This window comes from Sanguibacter antarcticus, assembly GCF_002564005.1.
GTDB lineage: Bacteria > Actinomycetota > Actinomycetes > Actinomycetales > Cellulomonadaceae > Sanguibacter > Sanguibacter antarcticus.
Window position 1 is genome coordinate 548,818 of sequence record NZ_PDJG01000001.1, and the last position, 19,933, is coordinate 568,750.

Below are 19,933 nucleotides of genomic sequence, written 5' to 3' on the forward strand. Positions count from 1 at the left end.
CGCGAGACGGGACTGAAATGGTTGATCTGCGTGACGCACGGAGCGTCCTCATCGTGCTCGACACCCCCGCTGCGGGGCTGCGGTCTCCGGCCCTCGAGCTCTTGACTCTGGCCCGGACGCTGGGCCGCACGACGGCCGTGGCGCTGACCGAGCCGAGCGCCGAGACGCTGGCGAGCCTCTCCGACCACGGGGTCGAGCGGGTGCTCGTCGCAGACCTCGGTGCGCTCGACCCGTCCGTCGTCCACCTGACCCCGGTCGCGGCCGAGGCGATCGAGGCCGCGCTCGTGGCGTGCCGTGCTGACGTGGTCCTGTTCACCTCGTCGTTCGTCAACACGGAGGCTGCTGCCCGGCTCGCAGCATCGACGCGGTCCGGGCTGGTGCTCGATGTCGCTGGGGTCACTGACGATCCTGCGCAGAGCGGCCTGGTCGGCGCGAAGCGCGTCTTTGCCGGTTCGTGGGACGTCTCCTGTGCTGTGACGACGCCCATGGCCGTCTTCACGGTCCGCGCGAACGCTGTCGTCCAGGCCCTGGCGGCGGAGCCCTCTACGGTGGAGGTCGAGCGGTTCGCTGTCGTGCCGACACCGGCGTCCACCGCAGCGACGCTCGTCGATCGCGTGCTGCACGAGGCCCCGGTCGGCGGCTCGGGCCGTCCTGCTCTCGCAGAAGCGGCGTATGTCGTGGCGGGAGGCCGGGGAACCCTCGGTGACTTTGCGCCCGTCGAGGACCTTGCCGACGCGCTCGGCGCCGCGGTGGGTGCGACGCGCGACGCCGTCGACGAGGGCTGGGTGGGCCACGACGCGCAGATCGGTCAGACCGGGGTGACGATCGCTCCCCGCGTGTACGTCGGGGCGGGCATCTCCGGAGCGCCTCACCACCGTGGTGGGATGCAGGCGTCCGGCGTGATCATCGCGGTGAACAACGACCCGGACTCGCCTATCTTCGAGATCGCCGACTTCGGCGTCGTGGGTGACATGGCGGAGGTGCTCCCGCAGGCTGCAGCGGAGATCCGTCGCCACAAGGGGTGATCGCGCACCACTAGGCGATTCATCTGGTGTTCATCCGTCGTCCATCGGCGTGCAGGTGAGTGATAAACCTCGGCGCATACCGTTTGCGAGGTCCGTCCCACACGTCGACCGTGGAGAACGCCATGACGATCTCGTCGTCCCCAGCTCGCTCGCTCTTGCCTATGGCACCGCACACGCAGGGGAAGCGCAGCGCCGTGACCTGCCACCTCAAGTGTGCGGACGCCTGCTTCCACCCCGTCCCCAACCGCAGCGCGAACGAGTACTTCCGTGACGTCGCGGAGCGCGCCCTGAGTCGTCGCGCGGTGCTCGGCGGCGCAGCCGTCGGTGCGCTGGCCATCGCCGTCCGCCCGATCCTGACGCCGGATGCTGCCGCGGCGGCGCCGCTCGAGGCGACGAAGGGTGCGGCGAGCCGAGGCCTCGCGTTCGGAGCCATCCAGGCGCCGGCCGCGACGGTCGACGAGGTCGTCGTCCCGACGGGCTACCGGTGGAGCCCGATCATCCGCTGGGGTGATCCCGTGCTCGCCGGTGGTGCGGCTTTCGACGCAGACGCTCAGAGCGCCGAGCAGCAGCTCCTGCAGTTCGGGTACAACAACGACTACCTCGACATCCTCCCGCTCGACGACACCCGTGGCGCGGCCTTCTGGAACGGCAAGAAGCAGGAGTTCGGCCGGACCCGCAACAAGGGGCGTGGCCGGGACAAGGGCCCCAAGGGACGCGACACCGCACGCAAGGCGCTGCTCGTCGCGAACCACGAGTACGTCAACCCCGCGATCATGTTCTCTCCGACGAGCGACCCGGCCGTGCTCGCCGAGCAGCGACGGATCCAGATGGCTGCACAGGGAATGGCCGTCGTGCAGCTGACGCGCAAGCGCAGCTCGACGCCGTGGGTCTACTCGCCTGTGAACTCGTACAACCGTCGGATCCACACGGGGACGGCGTTCGAGGTGGACGGCCCGGCGGCGGGCTCGGACCTCATGAAGACGATCGACGACCCTGCTGGTCGCACGGTGCTCGGGACGCTCGGCAACTGCGCCGGCGGCACCACTCCGTGGGGGACGGTCCTGTCGGGCGAGGAGAACTTCAACGGGTACTTCCGTTCGGCCGGGACCTCGGCAGCCGACGCTCGCTACGGATTGCGTGATGCTGAGACCTCTGGCGGCTGGGAGCACGTCGACCCGCGCTTCGACGCCCGCAGCGCAGGCTATGAGAACGAGCCCAACCGTTTTGGGTGGATCGTCGAGGTCGACCCGTACGAGCCCACGACGGCTCCGGTCAAGCACACCGCGCTCGGCCGTTTCAAGCACGAGGGTGCCAACGTTCTCCTTGCTCCGTCAGGGCAGGCCGTCGCGTACATGGGCGACGACGAGCGTTTTGACTATCTCTACAAGTTCGTCTCGACGGACACGATGCGCAACGGCACGTCGTCGAAGGACAGGGCGTTCAACCGCACACTGCTCAGCACGGGGTCTCTGTACGTCGCACGGTTCACGGGTGACTCGCCGGCTGCCGAGATCGACGGGACGGGGACGCTCCCGGCGGACGGGTCGTTCGACGGGACAGGGGAGTGGCTCGCGCTGACGCTCGACGGGGTGAGCCAGGTCGAGGGGTTCGACGACGCGTCCGTGCTCGTCCACGCGCGGCTCGCGGCCGATGCGCTCGGTGCGACGAAGATGGACCGGTGCGAGGACGTCGAGCCGAGCCCGACGACGGGGCACGTGTACATCGCGTGCACGAACAACTCGGACCGCGGCAAGGACGGCAAGGAGGGCGCGACGGAGATCAACCCGCGCCTGAGCAACCGCGACGGGCACATCGTGGAGATCGCCGAGGACGGCGACGACGCGACGGCGACGACCTTCACCTGGAACCTCTTGCTTGTGTGCGGCGACCCGGCCAAGAACGTCTCGACGTACTTCGCTGGCTTCCCGCGGGAGAAGGTGTCGCCGATCTCGTGCCCGGACAACGTGGCCTTCGACGACTCGGGCAACCTGTGGATCTCGACGGACGGTCAGCCGGGCACGATCGGGTATGCGGACGGGCTCTTCAAGGTGCCGCTCACGGGTGCGGAGCGCGGGCACGTGCAGCAGTTCCTCTCGGTGCCGGTCGATGCCGAGACGTGCGGTCCGGTGATCCACGAGGACGACGAGATGGTCTTCGTCGCGGTCCAGCACCCTGGTGAGGACGGGACGGTGGCGGCCCCGAGGTCGTTCTTCCCGGACTATGTCCCAGCAGGGACCGCACCTGGCCCGGGGCAGTCGGCCGGTCCGCGGCCGGCGGTCGTGCAGGTGTGGAAGGGCTGAGAACCGACCCCTGTTCCTGAGGGGACGAGAGGTGCCGGGTGGTGTGCGTCGAGTGCGACCGCCGCCACCCGGCACGGCTCGTAGACTGGGTGATCGTGACTCCTTCTCGTTCTGCTTATCTCGACCATGCTGCGACGACCCCGATGTCGGCGGCCGCGATCGAGGCGTACACGGAGCAGCTGGCGATGACTGGGAACCCGTCGTCCTTGCACGCGTCCGGGCGGCGCGCGCGGCGCGTGGTCGAAGAGTCGCGGGAGCAGGTCGCGGCGGCGCTCGGAGCCCGGCCCAGCGAGGTGATCTTCACCGGCGGTGGCACCGAGGCAGACAATCTCGCGGTCAAGGGCCTCTTCTGGTCACGTCGGGTGGCCCACCCGGAGCGGCGCCGCATCCTCATCTCTACGGTCGAGCACCACGCGGTCCTCGACCCTGCGTTCTGGATGGCGGAGCACGCGGGCGCGGAGATCGTCCTCCTCGCCGTGGACGCCACGGGGGCAGTCGACGTCGCGGCCCTGCGCGCGGAGCTTGCCGAGCACGCGAGCGAGACGGCGCTCATCAGCATCATGTGGGCGAACAACGAGGTCGGGACGATCCAGCCGGTCGCTGAGGTGGTCGCTGCGGCGCGCAGCCATGGGATCCCCGTGCACTCGGACGCGGTGCAGGCGGTGGGGCACGTCCCTGTCGACTTTGCAGCGAGCGGGCTCGACGCGCTCACGGTCTCGGCGCACAAGCTCGGCGGGCCGGTGGGCGTCGGGGCGCTGGTCGCGAAGCGGACGCTCGAGCTCACACCGGTGCTCCATGGCGGGGGGCAGGAGCGGGGTGTGCGTTCGGGGACGCTCGATGCCGCGGGGATCCGATCGTTCGCGGTCGCTCTGGGTGCGGCTGTCGCGTCGGTCCCGGAGAGCACCGTGCGCCTCGCACGTCTGCGAGACCGGCTCGTGGCGGGCATCCGTGCGGCTGTCCCGACAGCCACGCTGCGCGGACCGGAGCCGTCGAGCGGCGGAGACGACCGGCGACTGCCTGGCAACGTCCACTTCACGTTCTCTGGGTGCGAGGGAGACTCGCTGCTCTACCTGCTGGACTCGGCCGGGGTACAGGCCTCGACCGGCTCGGCCTGCCAGGCGGGAGTCCCGCAGCCGTCGCACGTCCTGCTCGCGATGGGCGTGGGCGAGGACGACGCGCGGGGCGCGCTGCGCTTCACTCTCGGTGAGACGTCGACCGACGAAGACATCGATCTCGTGCTCGACGTGCTGCCGGACGTCGTCGCGCGGGCGTCGGCGGCGGGGCTGGCGTCGGCCGGTCTCGGGACGAGTCGTAACCGTGGTTCACAGGAGGTGCACTGATGCGAGTTCTTGCTGCGATGTCTGGTGGCGTCGATTCAGCGGTGGCGGCGGCGCTCGCCGTCGAGGCCGGGCACGACGTGGTCGGCGTCCACATGGCGTTGTCGCGCAACCGCGACCAGTTCCGCAGCGGTTCGCGCGGGTGCTGCTCTATCGAGGACGCGGGCGACGCTCGCCGTGCTGCTGACGTCCTCGGCATCCCGTACTACGTGTGGGACCTGTCGGAGAAGTTCGAGGACACGGTGGTCGCGGACTTCCTCTCGGAGTATGCGGCGGGCCGGACGCCGAACCCGTGCGTGCGGTGCAACGAGCACATCAAGTTCGAGGCGCTGCTCGACAAGGCGACAGCGCTCGGCTTTGACGCGGTCGCGACGGGGCACTACGCCCAGGTCGTCACGCGCCAGGCGGCTGACGGGCAGGAGATCCGTGAGCTGCACCGTTCACCGAACACGCCCAAGGACCAGTCGTACGTCCTGGCGGTCATGGGCCCGGAGAGGCTGCGCCGCACGATGTTTCCTCTCGGGGGCTTCGCGACCAAGGACGAGGTGCGCGCAGAGGCAGCCGCACGCGGCCTGAGCGTCTCGACCAAGCCGGACTCGTTCGACATCTGCTTCGTCGCTGACGGCGACACGCAGGGCTTCCTCCGGGACCACCTCGGGTCGAAGCCGGGGCCGATCGTCGACGCGGACGGCCAGCAGGTGGGCGAGCACGACGGCGCCTACGCGTACACGGTCGGGCAGCGCAAGGGCTTGGCGCTCGGTCGACCGGCAGCGGACGGCAAGGCGCGCTACGTCCTCGACGTCCAGCCGGTGACGAACACCGTCGTGGTCGGTGCGGCAGAGCTCCTCACGGTCGATCACGTCGAGGGAGGCCAGGCGATCTGGCTCGCTGACGACGTCCTTGCCGGCGCAGGTCTCGACGAGCAGGGCTCGGGCTGGTTCGACGCGATGGTCCAGGTCCGTGCGCACGGTGAGCCGGTTCCGGCGCGGGCGCGGGCGGTCGGTGCTTCGGGCATGGAGGTCGATCTCGTCGGAGCGACGCTCCGCGGTGTCGCGGCGGGGCAGTCTCTCGTCGTGTACTCCGGAACGAGGGTCCTCGGCCAGTCGACGGTGACGAGCGCGACGCGCCTCGCGCCGCGTCCGACGACCGCCTCGCTCCCGTGACCGGAGCGAGCGGCCCCGGCACCTGGCCGGGACACGAGCCTCTCGAGGCGCAGATGGTCGTCCTCGGTGATCTCTCTGAGGTACCTGAGGGCGTGACCGGGCTCCCGTTCCTCACCCAGCTCTCCGACCGTGGGCCGGGCGCAGAACCTGTCGCGCGGACAGCAGCGCTTCTCGTCGAGATGCCCGTGGAGATCGGCCCGCACGGGTGGAAGCTCGCTGACCATGCAGGAGCAGACAGCGAGCGAGCGAGGGCCTTCCTCCGGGAGGACATCGGTGCTCTGGCGATCGCTGCGTACGAGTACGCGGGGCCGTTGACGGTCCAGGTGGTCGGGCCGTGGACCCTCGCGGCGACGGTGTACCTGGCACGCGGTGACCGGGTCCTGTCCGACCGGGGCGCTGTCCGTGCGCTCGCGGAGTCGCTCGCAGCCGGGCTGGCCGAGCACGTGCGCGACGTCCGTGCACAGGTGCCTGGGGCCGAGCTCACGGTCCAGGTGCACGAGCCGCTGCTCGGCCAGGTAGCTGCTGGAGTCCTGCCGACCTTCTCGGGGATGTCCCGGTTGCGTCCGGTCGACGGCCCCGATCTCGTCGGAGGCCTGCGACCGGTCCTCGACACCGCACGGGACGACGGCGTGACGAGCGTCGTGCACGTCGGTCAGGCCTGGGTCGGGATCGCACCTGTGGTGCTCGCCGGGGCTGATGCTCTCGGGATGGACCTCGGGCTGGTCGACGCCGGCTGGAACGCGACCGGCTGGGAGCTGATCGCCCGTGCTGTCGAGCGTGGGACGACCTTCTGGGCCGGGCTGCCGCCGGCGGCGGTCTCCCGGTGCGCAGGGGCAGACGTCCGGGGCCTGGCCGACGTGGTGAGCGTCCCGTGGCGGCGCATGGGCCTCCCTGCTGCAGGGCTTGCCGACGTGGTGCTCACGGGTGCGGGTGCCGACGGTCGCGGCGCGACGACCGTCAGTCCAGCGGAGGTCCGTAGCGCGCTCGCCACGACCGTCCGCGCTGCAGCGATCCTCGCCGAGCGCGCAGCCGACTGACCAGGCGCCGCGCTGCGTCTCACCTCGCCACACCGTGCCGCGGCCGCGCACGAGTTCGACACCCCGCCGTACGTCCGCGCGAGGTAGCATCCCGAGGTGCCCAGCCTCTTCGTCGACACCACGCCCCTGCGCACGGCCCCTTTCCGGCGCCTGTGGTGGGGGCTGGGAGTGTCGAACCTCGGCGCGCAGCTCACGGTCGTCGCTGTCGGCCTCCAGGTCTACTCGCTCTCCGGGTCGACGTTCGCCGTCGGTCTCCTGGGCGTCTTCGCACTCGTGCCGCTCGTGGTGCTCGGGCTCTACGGTGGTGCGCTCGTCGACGCCTACGACCGCCGGACCGTGGCGCTCTGCGCGTCCACGGTGCTCTGGGTCGTGACGATGGCGCTCGCTGCCCAGGCGTGGTTGGGCCTCGACTCGGTACCGGTCCTCTACGGTCTCGTCGCTCTGCAGTCGGCCGCGTTCGCGGTGAACAACCCGGCTCGCTCGGCGATCATCCCCAGACTCATCGAGCCGTCGCTCCTCCCTGCGGCGAACACGCTCATGACGATCAGCTGGAACGTCGCGCTGACGGTCGGTCCGCTCTCGGCAGCGCTGATCGTCGCGCGGTGGGGCTACGCGGCCGTGTACACCGTCGACGTCGTGTGCTTCAGCGCCGCGCTGTGGGCTCTTGTCCAGCTGCCGGGGATGCCGCCAGAACCGTCCACAGAACCAGCGGGCGAGGGGCGACCCGGAGACCCGGAGAACGGCGGCAGAGGAGCCGTCGGGCGTCGTCGGGGCGCCGGCCTGGGTTCGGTCGTCGACGGGCTGCGCTACCTCGCCACCCGTCCGATCGTCCGGATGACGTTCCTCGTCGACCTGGCCGCGATGGTCTTCGCGATGCCGAGGGTGCTCTTCCCCGCGATCGGGGTGGTCGTGCTCGGCGGTGGCGAGGGGACGACCGGGGCTCTCACGGCCGCGCTCGCGGTGGGCGGGCTGCTCGCCGGGGTGCTCTCGGGCGGCCTCACGCGGCTGCATCGTCAAGGGTTGGTCATCGTGTGGGCGATCGTCTGCTGGGGGCTGTCTGTCGCGGGCTTCGGCCTCGTGCTCGTCCTCGCCGGACGGACGTACCCGGGTGAGGTCCTGGTGGGTGGGCTCGTGGCGGCGCTCGTCATGCTGGTGCTGTGCGGTGCGTCGGACGCGGTGAGCGCAGTGTTCCGGCAGACGATCCTGCAGTCCGCGACGCCGGACAACATGCGCGGCCGCTTGCAGGGCGTGTTCATCGTCGTGGTCGCGGGCGGGCCTCGCCTCGGGGACGTCGTGCTCGGCGCCCAGGCGACCTGGTGGGGTGAGGGGTGGGCGGCCGTCGTCGGCGGTCTGCTGTGCGTCGTCGTGCTGCTCGCGCTCGTCCGGTGGCAGCCCCGGCTGCTCGCGTACGACGCGCGGCGCCCAGAAGCCTGAGCAGGCGCCGCGCGCCGGATGCGTGGACGGCTCAGGCGAGCCGTTCCCAGAGGAACCGGTAGGCGAGCGCGGACATGTGTGCGGCCTGGGCGTTGTTCGCTGCGCCCCCGTGGCCGCCCTCGATGTTCTCGTAGTAGGTGACGTCCTTGCCTGCGGCGATCATCGCTGCGGCAAGCTTGCGCGCGTGTCCGGGGTGCACACGGTCGTCCTTGGTCGACGTGGTGAACAGGACAGGTGGATACGTGCGGGCGGGGTCGAAGAGGTGGTACGGCGAGAAGGTCTTGATGAACTCCCACTGCGCTGGGTCGTCCGGGTCCCCGTACTCGGCCATCCACGACGCGCCCGCGAGCAGGTGGGAGTAGCGCCGCATGTCGAGCAGCGGGACCTGGACCACGACGGCGCCGAAGAGCTCCGGGTGCTGCGTGAGCATGTTCCCGGTGAGCAGCCCACCGTTCGACCCACCTTGCACACCGAGGTGCGGTGTCGACGTCACGCGCCGTTCCAGGAGGTCCCGGGCGACCGCGACGAAGTCTTCGTAGGCGCGGTGCCGGTGCTGCTTGAGCGCGAGCTGGTGCCAGCGGGGCCCATACTCTCCGCCCCCGCGGATGTTCGCGACGACGTAGACCCCACCGTGCTCGAGCCATGCGCGTCCGAGCCCGCCGGAATACGCGGGCGTGAGCGAGATCTCGAAGCCTCCGTAGCCGTAGAGGAGCGTCGGAGCGGTGCCGTCGAGCACGAGGTCGGCTCGCCGCACCTCGAAGTACGGGACACGTGTGCCGTCCTCGGAGACGGCGAAGTGCTGGTCGATCGTCAGGCCGTCCGACTCGAAGAACACGGGCATCGCTCTGAGCTCCTCAGGAGCAGACCCGAGCGGGAGGAGCGAGAGCGTCGTCGGGGTGAGGTAGTCGGTCGCGACGAGCCAGACGTCGTCAGACGCGTCGCTGTCGACGGCCGAGACGCCGACGGTCCCCATATCTGGCACTCCGGTGAGCGGGTACGACACCCAACGCTCTGCTGCGGTCGTCGTCGTGTCGTCGGTGCCAGGCGGCGTGAAGACGTGGAGGCGGTTGCGGACGTGGTCGAGGACGTTGAGCACGAGGTGGTTCTTCGTCCATGTAGTTCCTGCGAGGCTCGTCGTCGCGGTGGGCTCGAACAGCACGTCGAGCTCACGGGCTCCTGCGACGAACCCCTCGAGGTCGGCTGCGAGCAACGCGCCGGCGGCGTAGGTCGATCCGGCGACCGTCCACTCGTCGCGCAGCTCGATGAGCAACCACTGGCGCTTGATCCCTACTTCTGCAGACGCGGGGACGTCGATCTTGACGAGCTCGTCGCCGCTCACGAGGTAGAGCTCGGAGCGGTAGAACTCGATTGCTCGCGCGACGAAGTCGCGGACGTATCCGGGCGTATGGCTGCGGAAGGCATGGACGGCCATGTCGTCGGGTTGGCCTTCGTAGACGATCTCGGCAGTCGTGAGAGGGGTTCCGCGCCGCCACCGCTTGACGATGCGGGGGTAGCCGGAGGGCGTCATGGTGCCAGGTCCGAAGTCGGTATAGACGTAGACGTTCTCGTCGTCGATCCAGCTGAGGCCACCTTTCGACTCCGGCCGGTAGAAGCCTCCCTCCTCGGGCTCGATGAAGGAGAGTGTCACGAGGTCGAGCTCTCGGGTGACGTCGGCGTCCGCGCCGCCGCGGGAGAGATCGACGAGTGCACGGCGGTACTCCGGACGAAGGACGCTGGCGCCGTGCCATACCCAGCTCTCGCCCTCGGATGCGGCGAGTGCGTCCAGGTCGAGCACCGTCTCCCATGCGGGCTCCGGAGTGCGGTACTCCTCGAGCGTCGTGCGGCGCCACAGCCCGCGCGGGTGCTCGGCATCCTTCCAGAAGTTGTAGTAGAGATCACCGATCTTCGAGAGTCCAGGAATCTTCGCGTCTGAGTCGAGCACCGTGCGGATCTGCTCTGCGGTGTGGGCAAACTCGGGGGTTGCCGCGAGCGTGGCGCTGGTCGTCGCGTTGCGCTCACGCACCCAGGTGAGCGACGCGTCTCCCTCGACCTCCTCGAGCCAGAGGAATGGATCGTCGGTCGACGAGAGGCCCGTGGTGACGCGGGCAGAGCCGCTCGGGCTAGGGGTGCTCATGGACATGTCCTCCTTGTCGTGCGCGCTCGCGCGCAATCACCCTACGGGCGTGGGAGTCCTGTCCCAGGGGTGTCGGCCGGTGCGTCCGTCGTGCGCGTCGAGACGTGACCGCGGTCACGGGATGGTGGTTTGTGTTGTGGGTTGGTGGGGGGTAATGTTCTCGAAGTCAGCCCGGCAGGGAGGCACAGACACCACGGCGAAGTTCTTTGGAACTGGCGCGAAGTGGCTGGTCCCGGGGCTGAATCCTTTGTTCGAAGCGTGGTTCGGGTTCTGCTCGGGTTCGTGTAGGCTGGGAATCAATCCTCGTAAGTTGTTTGTTTCGCTCGATGAGAGCGGGGTTGACATCGTGTGGGGGTTGGGATAAGTTAGACAGGTTGCCCCGAGTACAGGCTGGAAGGTCTGGAATGGTGAGCGTCCGTTCTTTGAGAACTCAACAGTGTGCTTAATAGTCAATGCCAAGACCCTTCGCTTGGGTGTGGTTGGCTGCCTCGTTGTGGGGTGGTTGGTCATGTCTGGCGGAGTAAATTTGGTATGAATTGAAAACGCAAGTTTTCGGTTTGTAGCCTTGATTAATGGAGTGCCTCTTTGCAGGGGTGTTCCGCTTCGTATGGTTGTTGACCGGTCCTTTGGGGTTGGTTGATGTTAATACATTTACGGAGAGTTTGATCCTGGCTCAGGACGAACGCTGGCGGCGTGCTTAACACATGCAAGTCGAACGGTGATAGGGGAGCTTGCTTCTCTTGATCAGTGGCGAACGGGTGAGTAACACGTGAGTAACCTGCCCTTGACTCTGGGATAACTCCGGGAAACCGGGGCTAATACTGGATATGAAGCGCCCCGGCATCGGGTGTGCTTGGAAAGTTTTTCGGTCAAGGATGGACTCGCGGCCTATCAGCTTGTTGGCGGGGTAACGGCCCACCAAGGCGTCGACGGGTAGCCGGCCTGAGAGGGCGACCGGCCACACTGGGACTGAGACACGGCCCAGACTCCTACGGGAGGCAGCAGTGGGGAATATTGCACAATGGGCGAAAGCCTGATGCAGCGACGCCGCGTGAGGGATGAAGGCCTTCGGGTTGTAAACCTCTTTCAGTAGGGAAGAAGCGAAAGTGACGGTACCTGCAGAAGAAGCGCCGGCTAACTACGTGCCAGCAGCCGCGGTAATACGTAGGGCGCAAGCGTTGTCCGGAATTATTGGGCGTAAAGAGCTCGTAGGCGGTTTGTCGCGTCTGGTGTGAAAACTCAAGGCTCAACCTTGAGCTTGCATCGGGTACGGGCAGACTAGAGTGCGGTAGGGGTGACTGGAATTCCTGGTGTAGCGGTGGAATGCGCAGATATCAGGAGGAACACCGATGGCGAAGGCAGGTCACTGGGCCGCAACTGACGCTGAGGAGCGAAAGCATGGGGAGCGAACAGGATTAGATACCCTGGTAGTCCATGCCGTAAACGTTGGGCACTAGGTGTGGGGCTCATTCCACGAGTTCCGTGCCGCAGCAAACGCATTAAGTGCCCCGCCTGGGGAGTACGGCCGCAAGGCTAAAACTCAAAGGAATTGACGGGGGCCCGCACAAGCGGCGGAGCATGCGGATTAATTCGATGCAACGCGAAGAACCTTACCAAGGCTTGACATACACCGGAATCGGCCAGAGATGGTCGCGTCTTCGGACTGGTGTACAGGTGGTGCATGGTTGTCGTCAGCTCGTGTCGTGAGATGTTGGGTTAAGTCCCGCAACGAGCGCAACCCTCGTCCTATGTTGCCAGCACGTTATGGTGGGGACTCATAGGAGACTGCCGGGGTCAACTCGGAGGAAGGTGGGGATGACGTCAAATCATCATGCCCCTTATGTCTTGGGCTTCACGCATGCTACAATGGCCGGTACAAAGGGCTGCGATACCGCGAGGTGGAGCGAATCCCAAAAAGCCGGTCTCAGTTCGGATTGGGGTCTGCAACTCGACCCCATGAAGTCGGAGTCGCTAGTAATCGCAGATCAGCAACGCTGCGGTGAATACGTTCCCGGGCCTTGTACACACCGCCCGTCAAGTCACGAAAGTCGGTAACACCCGAAGCCGGTGGCCTAACCCCTTGTGGGATGGAGCCGTCGAAGGTGGGATTGGCGATTGGGACTAAGTCGTAACAAGGTAGCCGTACCGGAAGGTGCGGCTGGATCACCTCCTTTCTAAGGAGCTACACACTGGCATGCCCTGTATGCGTACCGGGTGTGTTCAGGTGGCCGCTTCCACACTCCGAATGAGGGTGTGGGCGGTTGCTCACGGGTGGAACATTGACTATGGATGCCGGCTTCGTTGCGGGTGGGAGTACGTTCGGGCCTTTGGGTTCGGATCGGAAACTGCTGGTGGTGGGGTGGGTGGACGCAAGCACACTGTTGGGTCCTGAGGGCACGGGCGCCGTATGGCGCTGGTGATCTTCGGGCCGTCGGACCTGCTGGTCGGTTTCCTGGTAACGGGGGATCGGGTGGCGATGAGGTCTGGTAGCTGACACGGGTCACCCTGAACCGGTCGAACCACGTGCATGCCTTCGGGTGTGTGGGTAGGCGTCGGTGTTGGGTGGGATCGTCCGTAGCTTGAGAACTGCACAGTGGACGCGAGCATCTTTGTAAGATCAAAGATTTATCTTTGTTCTCTGCAATTTTATTGTTGTCAAGTTTTTAAGGGCACAGGGTGGATGCCTTGGCACTAGGAGCCGATGAAGGACGTAGTAGCCTGCGATAAGCCTCGGGGAGTTGGCAAACGAACCGTGATCCGAGGATTTCCGAATGGGGAAACCCAGCTGGAGTCATGTCCAGTTACCCACACTTGAATATATAGGGTGTGTGGAGGGAACGTCGGGAAGTGAAACATCTCAGTACCGACAGGAAGAGATATTCCGTGAGTAGTGGCGAGCGAAAGCGGATGAGGCCAAACCGTTCATGTGTGATACCCGGCAGGGGTTGCATGGGCGGGGTTGTGGGACCTTTCAGATTGTTCTGCCGAACTTTCAGGGAGTCAGAAAGCCGCGTTATAGTCGAAGGGCATTGAAAGGCCCGGCGTAGAGGGTGTGACCCCCGTAGACGAAATGACGCGGCCTCCCGAAGGGGATCCCAAGTAGCACGGGGCCCGAGAAATCCCGTGTGAATCCGTGAAGACCACTTCATAAGCCTAAATACTACCTAGTGACCGATAGCGGACAAGTACCGTGAGGGAAAGGTGAAAAGTACCCCGGGAGGGGAGTGAAATAGTACCTGAAACCGTGTGCCTACAATCCGTTGGAGCCTCCCTAGCAGGGGTGACAGCGTGCCTTTTGAAGAATGAGCCTGCGAGTTAGTGCTCAGTGGCGAGGTTAACCCGTGTGGGGAAGCCGTAGCGAAAGCGAGTCTTAATAGGGCGAACATAGTCGCTGGGTCTAGACCCGAAGCGAAGTGATCTACCCATGGGCAGGTTGAAGCGCGGGTAAGACCGCGTGGAGGACCGAACCCACCAGGGTTGAAAACCTGGGGGATGACCTGTGGGTAGGGGTGAAAGGCCAATCAAACTTCGTGATAGCTGGTTCTCCCCGAAATGCATTTAGGTGCAGCGTCACGTGTTTCTTACCGGAGGTAGAGCTACTGGATGGCTAATGGGCCCTACAAGGTTACTGACGTCAGCCAAACTCCGAATGCCGGTAAGTGAGAGCGTGGCAGTGAGACCGTGGGGGATAAGCTCCATGGTCGAGAGGGAAACAGCCCAGACCACCAGCTAAGGCCCCTAAGCGTGTGCTAAGTGGGAAAGGATGTGGAGTTGCACAGACAACCAGGAGGTTGGCTTAGAAGCAGCCACCCTTGAAAGAGTGCGTAATAGCTCACTGGTCAAGTGATTCCGCGCCGACAATGTAGCGGGGCTCAAGTACACCGCCGAAGCTGTGGCATTCACATAATAACCAGGCCTTCGTGGTCCAGGTGTGTGGATGGGTAGGGGAGCGTCGTGTGGGCAGTGAAGTCGCGGAGTGATCCAGCGGTGGAGCCTACACGAGTGAGAATGCAGGCATGAGTAGCGAATGACGGGTGAGAAACCCGTCCGCCGAATGATCAAGGGTTCCAGGGCCAGGCTAATCCGCCCTGGGTAAGTCGGGACCTAAGGCGAGGCCGACAGGCGTAGTCGATGGACAAGGAGTTGATATTCTCCTACCGGCGAAGAACCGCCAATACCGACCCCGGTGATGCTAACCGCCCAAGCCTGGTCCACAGGCCCTTCGGGGCTGAGGACTCAGGGGAGCGCGGGACCCGAACCGGCATTAGGTAAGCGTATTAACAGGGGTGACGCAGGAAGGTAGCCCAGCGTGGCGATGGTTGTCCACGTCCAAGGTTGTAGGGAGAACAGTAGGCAAATCCGCTGTTCACATATCCTGAGAACTGATGGTGAGTCCGTATGGACGATGATTGGGTGATCCTATGCTGCCAAGAAAAGCCTCGGCGCGAGGTTCTAGCCGCCCGTACCCTAAACCGACTCAGGTGATCAGGTAGAGAATACTAAGGCGATCGAGAGAATCATGGTTAAGGAACTCGGCAAAATGCCCCCGTAACTTCGGGAGAAGGGGGGCCCGGAGCGTGAACCCACTAGCTGGGGGAGCGTGCAAGGGTCGCAGAGACCAGGGAGAAGCGACTGTTTACTAAAAACACAGGTCCGTGCGAAGTCGCAAGACGATGTATACGGACTGACGCCTGCCCGGTGCTGGAAGGTTAAGAGGACGGGTCAGCCGCAAGGCGAAGCTCAGAATTTAAGCCCCAGTAAACGGCGGTGGTAACTATAACCATCCTAAGGTAGCGAAATTCCTTGTCGGGTAAGTTCCGACCTGCACGAATGGCGTAACGACTTCTCCGCTGTCTCAACCGTGAACTCGGCGAAATTGCACTACGAGTAAAGATGCTCGTTACGCGCAGCAGGACGGAAAGACCCCGGGACCTTTACTATAGTTTGGTATTGGTGTTCGGTGCGGCTTGTGTAGGATAGGTGGGAGACTGTGAAGCATGCACGCCAGTGTGTGTGGAGTCAACGTTGAAATACCACTCTGGTCGCTCTGGATATCTAACCTCGGTCCGTAATCCGGATCAGGGACAGTGCCTGATGGGTAGTTTAACTGGGGCGGTTGCCTCCTAAAATGTAACGGAGGCGCTCAAAGGTTCCCTCAGCCTGGTTGGCAATCAGGTGTCGAGTGCAAGTGCACAAGGGAGCTTGACTGTGAGACTGACAAGTCGAGCAGGGACGAAAGTCGGAACTAGTGATCCGGCGGTGGCTTGTGGAAGCGCCGTCGCTCAACGGATAAAAGGTACCCCGGGGATAACAGGCTGATCTTGCCCAAGAGTCCATATCGACGGCATGGTTTGGCACCTCGATGTCGGCTCGTCGCATCCTGGGGCTGGAGTAGGTCCCAAGGGTTGGGCTGTTCGCCCATTAAAGCGGTACGCGAGCTGGGTTTAGAACGTCGTGAGACAGTTCGGTCCCTATCCGCTGCGCGCGCAGGAAACTTGAGAAGGGCTGTCCCTAGTACGAGAGGACCGGGACGGACGAACCTCTGGTGTGCCAGTTGTTCCGCCAGGAGCACGGCTGGTTGGCTACGTTCGGAAGGGATAACCGCTGAAAGCATCTAAGCGGGAAGCCTGCTTCGAGATGAGGTTTCCACGGGATTCGTCCCGAGAGGCTCCCAGTAGACCACTGGGTAGATAGGCCGGATGTGGAAGAGGGGACGAAAGACCCTCGGAGCTGACCGGTACTAATAAGCCGATAACTTGATAACACACAATAAAACTTGTGCTACGCGTCCACTGTGCGGTTCTCGGGAGACGGCCGAGAACCCGGCTTGAAAACCCAAAAGAGTTACGGCGGTCATAGCGTAGGGGAAACGCCCGGTCCCATTCCGAACCCGGAAGCTAAGCCCTCCAGCGCCGATGGTACTGCACGGGAGACTGTGTGGGAGAGTAGGACGCCGCCGGAACACCATTCACAAAGACCCACCCCCTCGGGGGTGGGTCTTTGTCGTACCCCCAGACACCACTCCTCCACCCGGGCTCGACACACCACTGGTCTCGTCGTCTTCGTGATGGCGACGCACAGTAGACAAAGGCCAGGCTCTAGACTTGTGCCATGTCCACACTCTCCCGCGATGAGGTCGCGCGCGTCGCCGCTCTGGCACGCATCGACCTGCGACCAGAAGAACTCGACCGGCTGGCAGGTGAACTCGTCGTGATCGTTGACGCGATCGCCGAGGTGAGCGCCGTCGCCACCCCTGATATCCCTGCGACCAGCCATCCGCTGCCGCTGACGAACGTCTTCCGGGACGACGTGCCGGTCGCGCCGCTCGACGTCGCGGACATCATGGCGGCGGCTCCTGCCAGCGAGGGCGGGCGCTTTCTTGTACCTCAGATCCTCGGGGAGGAATCATGACCGACCTCATCAGTCGTTCCGCATCTGAGCTCGCCGGCATGCTTGCGTCGCGCGAGATCTCGAGCGTCGAGGTGACGCAGGCGCACCTCGACCGTATCGCCGCTGTTGACGGCGCTGTTCACGCGTTCCTCCATGTCAGCGGCGAAAGTGCTCTGGCTACTGCCCGTCGGATCGACGAGCAGCGTGCCGCTGGCGAACCGCTCCACGAGCTCGCGGGTGTTCCGATCGCGCTCAAGGACATCGTCGTGACGAAGGGCGTCCCCACGACAGCCGGCTCGAAGATCCTCGAAGGCTGGTTGCCGCCCTACGACGCCACGATCGTCGAGCGCATCAAAGACGCCGGTCTCCCGATCCTCGGCAAGACGAACATGGACGAGTTCGCCATGGGGTCGAGCACCGAGCACTCGGCATTCGGCAATACCAAGAACCCCTGGGACCTCGACAGGATCCCCGGCGGTTCTGGTGGAGGATCAGCGGCTGCCGTCGCTGCCTTCGAGGCACCGCTGGCGATCGGCACAGATACCGGTGGATCCATCCGACAGCCTGGGGCGGTCACCGGAACGGTAGGCGTGAAGCCGACCTATGGTGGCGTGTCTCGCTACGGACTGATCGCGATGGCTTCGTCTCTCGACCAGGCTGGGCCTGTGACGCGGACCGTCCTCGACTCTGCGCTTCTCCACGAGCTCGTCGGAGGGCACGATCCCCGCGACTCGACCTCGATCGACGAGCCGGTCCCGTCCCTCGTCGATGCGGCGCGCAAGGGCGCGTCCATGGACCTCACAGGCGTCCGTGTCGGGGTAGTGTCCGAGCTCACGGGCGAGGGATATCAAGAAGGGGTCTCGGCCCGTTTCAACGAGTCTCTCGACCTTCTCCGTGCGGCTGGCGCCGAGATCATCGAGGTCTCCTGCCCGAGCTTCCGCTCCGCTCTCGCGGCCTATTACCTCATCATGCCCGCAGAAGCATCGAGCAACCTTGCGAAGTTCGACGGTATGCGATTCGGGCTGCGCGTCGAGCCCGCGGAAGGCCCGGTGACTGCCGAGCGCGTCATGGCGGCTACCCGTGGTGCTGGTTTCGGTGACGAGGTGAAACGCCGGATCATCCTCGGCACCTATGCGCTGTCTGCGGGCTACTACGACGCGTACTACGGCAGTGCGCAGAAGGTTCGCACGCTCATCCAGCGGGACTTTGAGGCGGCGTTCGGCCACGCTGATGTCCTTGTCTCGCCGACGGCGCCGACGACCGCGTTCAAGTTTGGCGAGAAGCTCGACGACCCGTTGGCGATGTACCTCAACGACGTAGCGACGATCCCTGCCAACCTTGCCGGGGTCCCGGGCATGTCGCTGCCGAACGGGTTGTCCGACGACGGCCTGCCGGTTGGTTTTCAGATCCTTGCCCCGGCCAGGGCTGACGACCGGCTCTATCTCGTCGGCGCCGCCCTCGAGGCTGCGTTGGAGAAGACATGGGGCGGACCCTTGCTCGCCCAAGCACCCGAACTGGAGACTGTCCGATGACGCACGCACGCACGGTCGACCTGGTCGACTACGACGACGCTGTCGCGCGGTTCGATCCCGTCATCGGGATCGAGGTCCACGTGGAGCTCGGCACGCTGACGAAGATGTTCTGTGCAGCCGAGGTCGAGTACGGCGGCGAGCCGAACACACAGGTCACCCCCGTCTCGCTCGGACTCCCCGGTGCGTTGCCGGTCGTCAATGGGAAGGCCGTCGAGTACGCGATCCGGATCGGGCTCGCGCTCAACTGCGAGATCGCCGAATCCTGTCGGTTCGCTCGAAAGAACTACTTCTATCCTGACTCGCCGAAGAATTTTCAGACCTCGCAGTCGGACGAGCCCATCGCCTTCGACGGATACCTCGACATCGAGCTGTCCGACGGGACACCGTTCCGCATCGAGATCGAGCGGGCGCACATGGAGGAGGATGCTGGCAAGAACCTTCACGTGGGTGGGAGCACCGGCCGCATCCAAGGGGCGGAGTACTCCCTCGTCGACTACAACCGCGCTGGGATCCCGCTCGTCGAGATCGTCACTCGCCCGATCACGGGGGCCGGCGACCGCGCCCCTGAGGTCGCGCGAGTATATGTCCAGACGCTCCGAGACATCTTCCGATCGCTCGACGTCTCTGAGGCCCGCATGGAACGCGGAAACGTGCGCGCTGACGTCAACCTCTCGTTGCGGCCGACCCCAGAGTCACCGCTCGGTACCCGGACAGAGACGAAGAACGTCAACTCGTTCCGGTCGATCGAGCGTGCGGTCCGCTACGAGGTGTCCCGTCAGGCTGCTGTGCTGGATGCCGGCAAGACGGTGCTGCAGGAGACCCGTCACTGGCACGAGGACACGTCGACGACCACCTCTGGTCGCGTGAAGTCCGACGCAGAGGACTACCGGTACTTCCCGGAACCTGACCTCGTGCCGGTCACGCCGAGCCGCGAGTGGGTCGAAGAGATTCGGGCTGGGCTTCCTGAGCTTCCGGTCGACCGTCGGCGGCGCCTGCAGGCCGACTGGGGCTATACGGACCCGGAGATGCGGGACGTCGTCAATGCCGAGGCTGTCGACCTGATCGAGACGACGGTCGCTGCCGGTTCTGACCCCGCGGCGGCCCGCAAGTGGTGGATGGGCGAGCTTGCACGAGCCGCCAAGACGACCGACGTCGAGCTGGCTGAGCTCCCGGTGACGCCCGAGCAGATCGGTCAGCTCCAGGCGCTCGTCGACTCAGGGCGCATCAACGACAAGCTGGCGCGCCAGGTTCTCGAGGGCGTGCTGGCGGGGGAGGGCTCGCCGGAAGAGATCGTGGTCGCGCGCGGGCTCGGCGTCGTCTCCGACGACGGCCCGCTGCTTGCTGCGATCGATGCAGTCCTTGCTGCTCAGCCTGACATCGTCGACAAGATCCGAGGAGGGAACCTCGGACCTGTCGGTGCGATCATCGGAGCGGTCATGAAGGCGACGAAGGGGCAGGCCGACGCCGGTCGCGTCCGCGAGCTCATCGTCGAGCGGATCGGCTGACTCTCCCGTCTGCCCCGTCTGCCCGTCTGCCTGCCTGTCGGCGTTCGCAGGCGGGCAGACGGTCGATCCACCCGGC

10 protein-coding genes and 3 rRNA genes are annotated in these 19,933 nt (G+C 65.3%); 12 read left to right on the forward strand and 1 reads right to left on the reverse strand.

Annotated elements, in window-relative coordinates; translation table 11 throughout:
* Positions 1 to 17 precede the first annotated feature (17 nt).
* From ATL42_RS02445 to ATL42_RS02470, 6 genes are all read left to right on the forward strand, one after another.
* Positions 18 to 1,025: an electron transfer flavoprotein subunit alpha/FixB family protein gene (locus tag ATL42_RS02445; protein ID WP_098453993.1), complete on the forward strand. Its 1,008-nt coding sequence runs from the start codon at positions 18 to 20 to the stop codon at positions 1,023 to 1,025.
* 122 nt (positions 1,026 to 1,147) lie between these two features.
* Complete coding sequence (locus ATL42_RS02450) at positions 1,148 to 3,325, forward strand: PhoX family protein (protein WP_098453994.1); 2,178 nt, start codon at positions 1,148 to 1,150, stop codon at positions 3,323 to 3,325.
* A gap of 95 nt (positions 3,326 to 3,420) precedes the next feature.
* A complete protein-coding gene (locus ATL42_RS02455) occupies positions 3,421 to 4,665 on the forward strand; it encodes a cysteine desulfurase family protein (RefSeq protein WP_098456271.1) in 1,245 nt (414 codons plus the stop codon).
* Positions 4,665 to 5,825 (forward strand): tRNA 2-thiouridine(34) synthase MnmA, encoded by a 1,161-nt coding sequence (gene mnmA / locus ATL42_RS02460; RefSeq protein WP_098453995.1) that lies wholly within the window; start codon positions 4,665 to 4,667, stop codon positions 5,823 to 5,825. Before ATL42_RS02455 ends, mnmA begins: the two co-directional genes overlap by 1 nt.
* Entirely contained in the window at positions 5,822 to 6,862 is a 1,041-nt protein-coding gene (locus ATL42_RS02465) for a uroporphyrinogen decarboxylase/cobalamine-independent methonine synthase family protein (RefSeq protein ID WP_098453996.1), read from the forward strand. Before mnmA ends, ATL42_RS02465 begins: the two co-directional genes overlap by 4 nt.
* Positions 6,863 to 6,958: 96 nt before the next feature.
* The gene (locus ATL42_RS02470) at positions 6,959 to 8,296 is read left to right on the forward strand and encodes an MFS transporter (protein WP_098453997.1); all 1,338 of its coding nucleotides are present in this window, start codon (positions 6,959 to 6,961) and stop codon (positions 8,294 to 8,296) included.
* Between the two features lie 31 nt (positions 8,297 to 8,327).
* Here ATL42_RS02470 and ATL42_RS02475 read toward each other — a convergent pair whose 3' ends face one another.
* Positions 8,328 to 10,430 carry a prolyl oligopeptidase family serine peptidase gene (locus ATL42_RS02475; RefSeq protein WP_245862022.1) on the reverse strand — a complete coding sequence of 701 codons (2,103 nt, stop codon included), beginning with the start codon at positions 10,428 to 10,430 and terminating at the stop codon, positions 8,328 to 8,330.
* Positions 10,431 to 11,080: 650 nt separating this feature from the next.
* Between ATL42_RS02475 and ATL42_RS02480 the strand changes: the two genes are divergently transcribed.
* The 6 genes from ATL42_RS02480 to gatB all read left to right on the forward strand — a co-directional run bounded on the left by ATL42_RS02480 (position 11,081) and on the right by gatB (position 19,857).
* Positions 11,081 to 12,604 (forward strand): 16S ribosomal RNA (locus tag ATL42_RS02480).
* A gap of 479 nt (positions 12,605 to 13,083) precedes the next feature.
* Positions 13,084 to 16,194: ribosomal RNA gene (locus tag ATL42_RS02485) — 23S ribosomal RNA — on the forward strand.
* A gap of 81 nt (positions 16,195 to 16,275) precedes the next feature.
* Positions 16,276 to 16,392 (forward strand): 5S ribosomal RNA (gene rrf, locus ATL42_RS02490).
* The 16S, 23S and 5S rRNA genes sit together here, the layout of an rRNA operon.
* A 149-nt stretch (positions 16,393 to 16,541) precedes the next feature.
* Positions 16,542 to 16,841: an Asp-tRNA(Asn)/Glu-tRNA(Gln) amidotransferase subunit GatC gene (gene gatC, locus ATL42_RS02495; RefSeq protein WP_098453999.1), complete on the forward strand. Its 300-nt coding sequence runs from the start codon at positions 16,542 to 16,544 to the stop codon at positions 16,839 to 16,841.
* On the forward strand, positions 16,838 to 18,352 hold the full coding sequence (gene gatA, locus ATL42_RS02500) for an Asp-tRNA(Asn)/Glu-tRNA(Gln) amidotransferase subunit GatA (RefSeq protein ID WP_098454000.1): 1,515 nt from the start codon (positions 16,838 to 16,840) through the stop codon (positions 18,350 to 18,352). Before gatC ends, gatA begins: the two co-directional genes overlap by 4 nt.
* Positions 18,349 to 19,857 carry an Asp-tRNA(Asn)/Glu-tRNA(Gln) amidotransferase subunit GatB gene (gene gatB, locus ATL42_RS02505; RefSeq protein ID WP_098454001.1) on the forward strand — a complete coding sequence of 503 codons (1,509 nt, stop codon included), beginning with the start codon at positions 18,349 to 18,351 and terminating at the stop codon, positions 19,855 to 19,857. Before gatA ends, gatB begins: the two co-directional genes overlap by 4 nt.
* The last annotated feature ends 76 nt before the right edge of the window (positions 19,858 to 19,933 follow it).

What these genes read in the sequence shown, in the direction of transcription:
- mnmA (WP_098453995.1), top strand. Translation starts at nt 4,665, where the DNA reads ATGCGAGTTCTTGCTGCGATGTCTGGTGGCGTCGATTCAGCGGTGGCG.
- ATL42_RS02475 (WP_245862022.1), bottom strand. Translation starts at nt 10,430, where the DNA reads ATGAGCACCCCTAGCCCGAGCGGCTCTGCCCGCGTCACCACGGGCCTC.
- ATL42_RS02445 (WP_098453993.1), top strand. Translation starts at nt 18, where the DNA reads ATGGTTGATCTGCGTGACGCACGGAGCGTCCTCATCGTGCTCGACACC.
- gatB (WP_098454001.1), top strand. Translation starts at nt 18,349, where the DNA reads ATGACGCACGCACGCACGGTCGACCTGGTCGACTACGACGACGCTGTC.
- gatC (WP_098453999.1), top strand. Translation starts at nt 16,542, where the DNA reads ATGTCCACACTCTCCCGCGATGAGGTCGCGCGCGTCGCCGCTCTGGCA.
- ATL42_RS02450 (WP_098453994.1), top strand. Translation starts at nt 1,148, where the DNA reads ATGACGATCTCGTCGTCCCCAGCTCGCTCGCTCTTGCCTATGGCACCG.
- gatA (WP_098454000.1), top strand. Translation starts at nt 16,838, where the DNA reads ATGACCGACCTCATCAGTCGTTCCGCATCTGAGCTCGCCGGCATGCTT.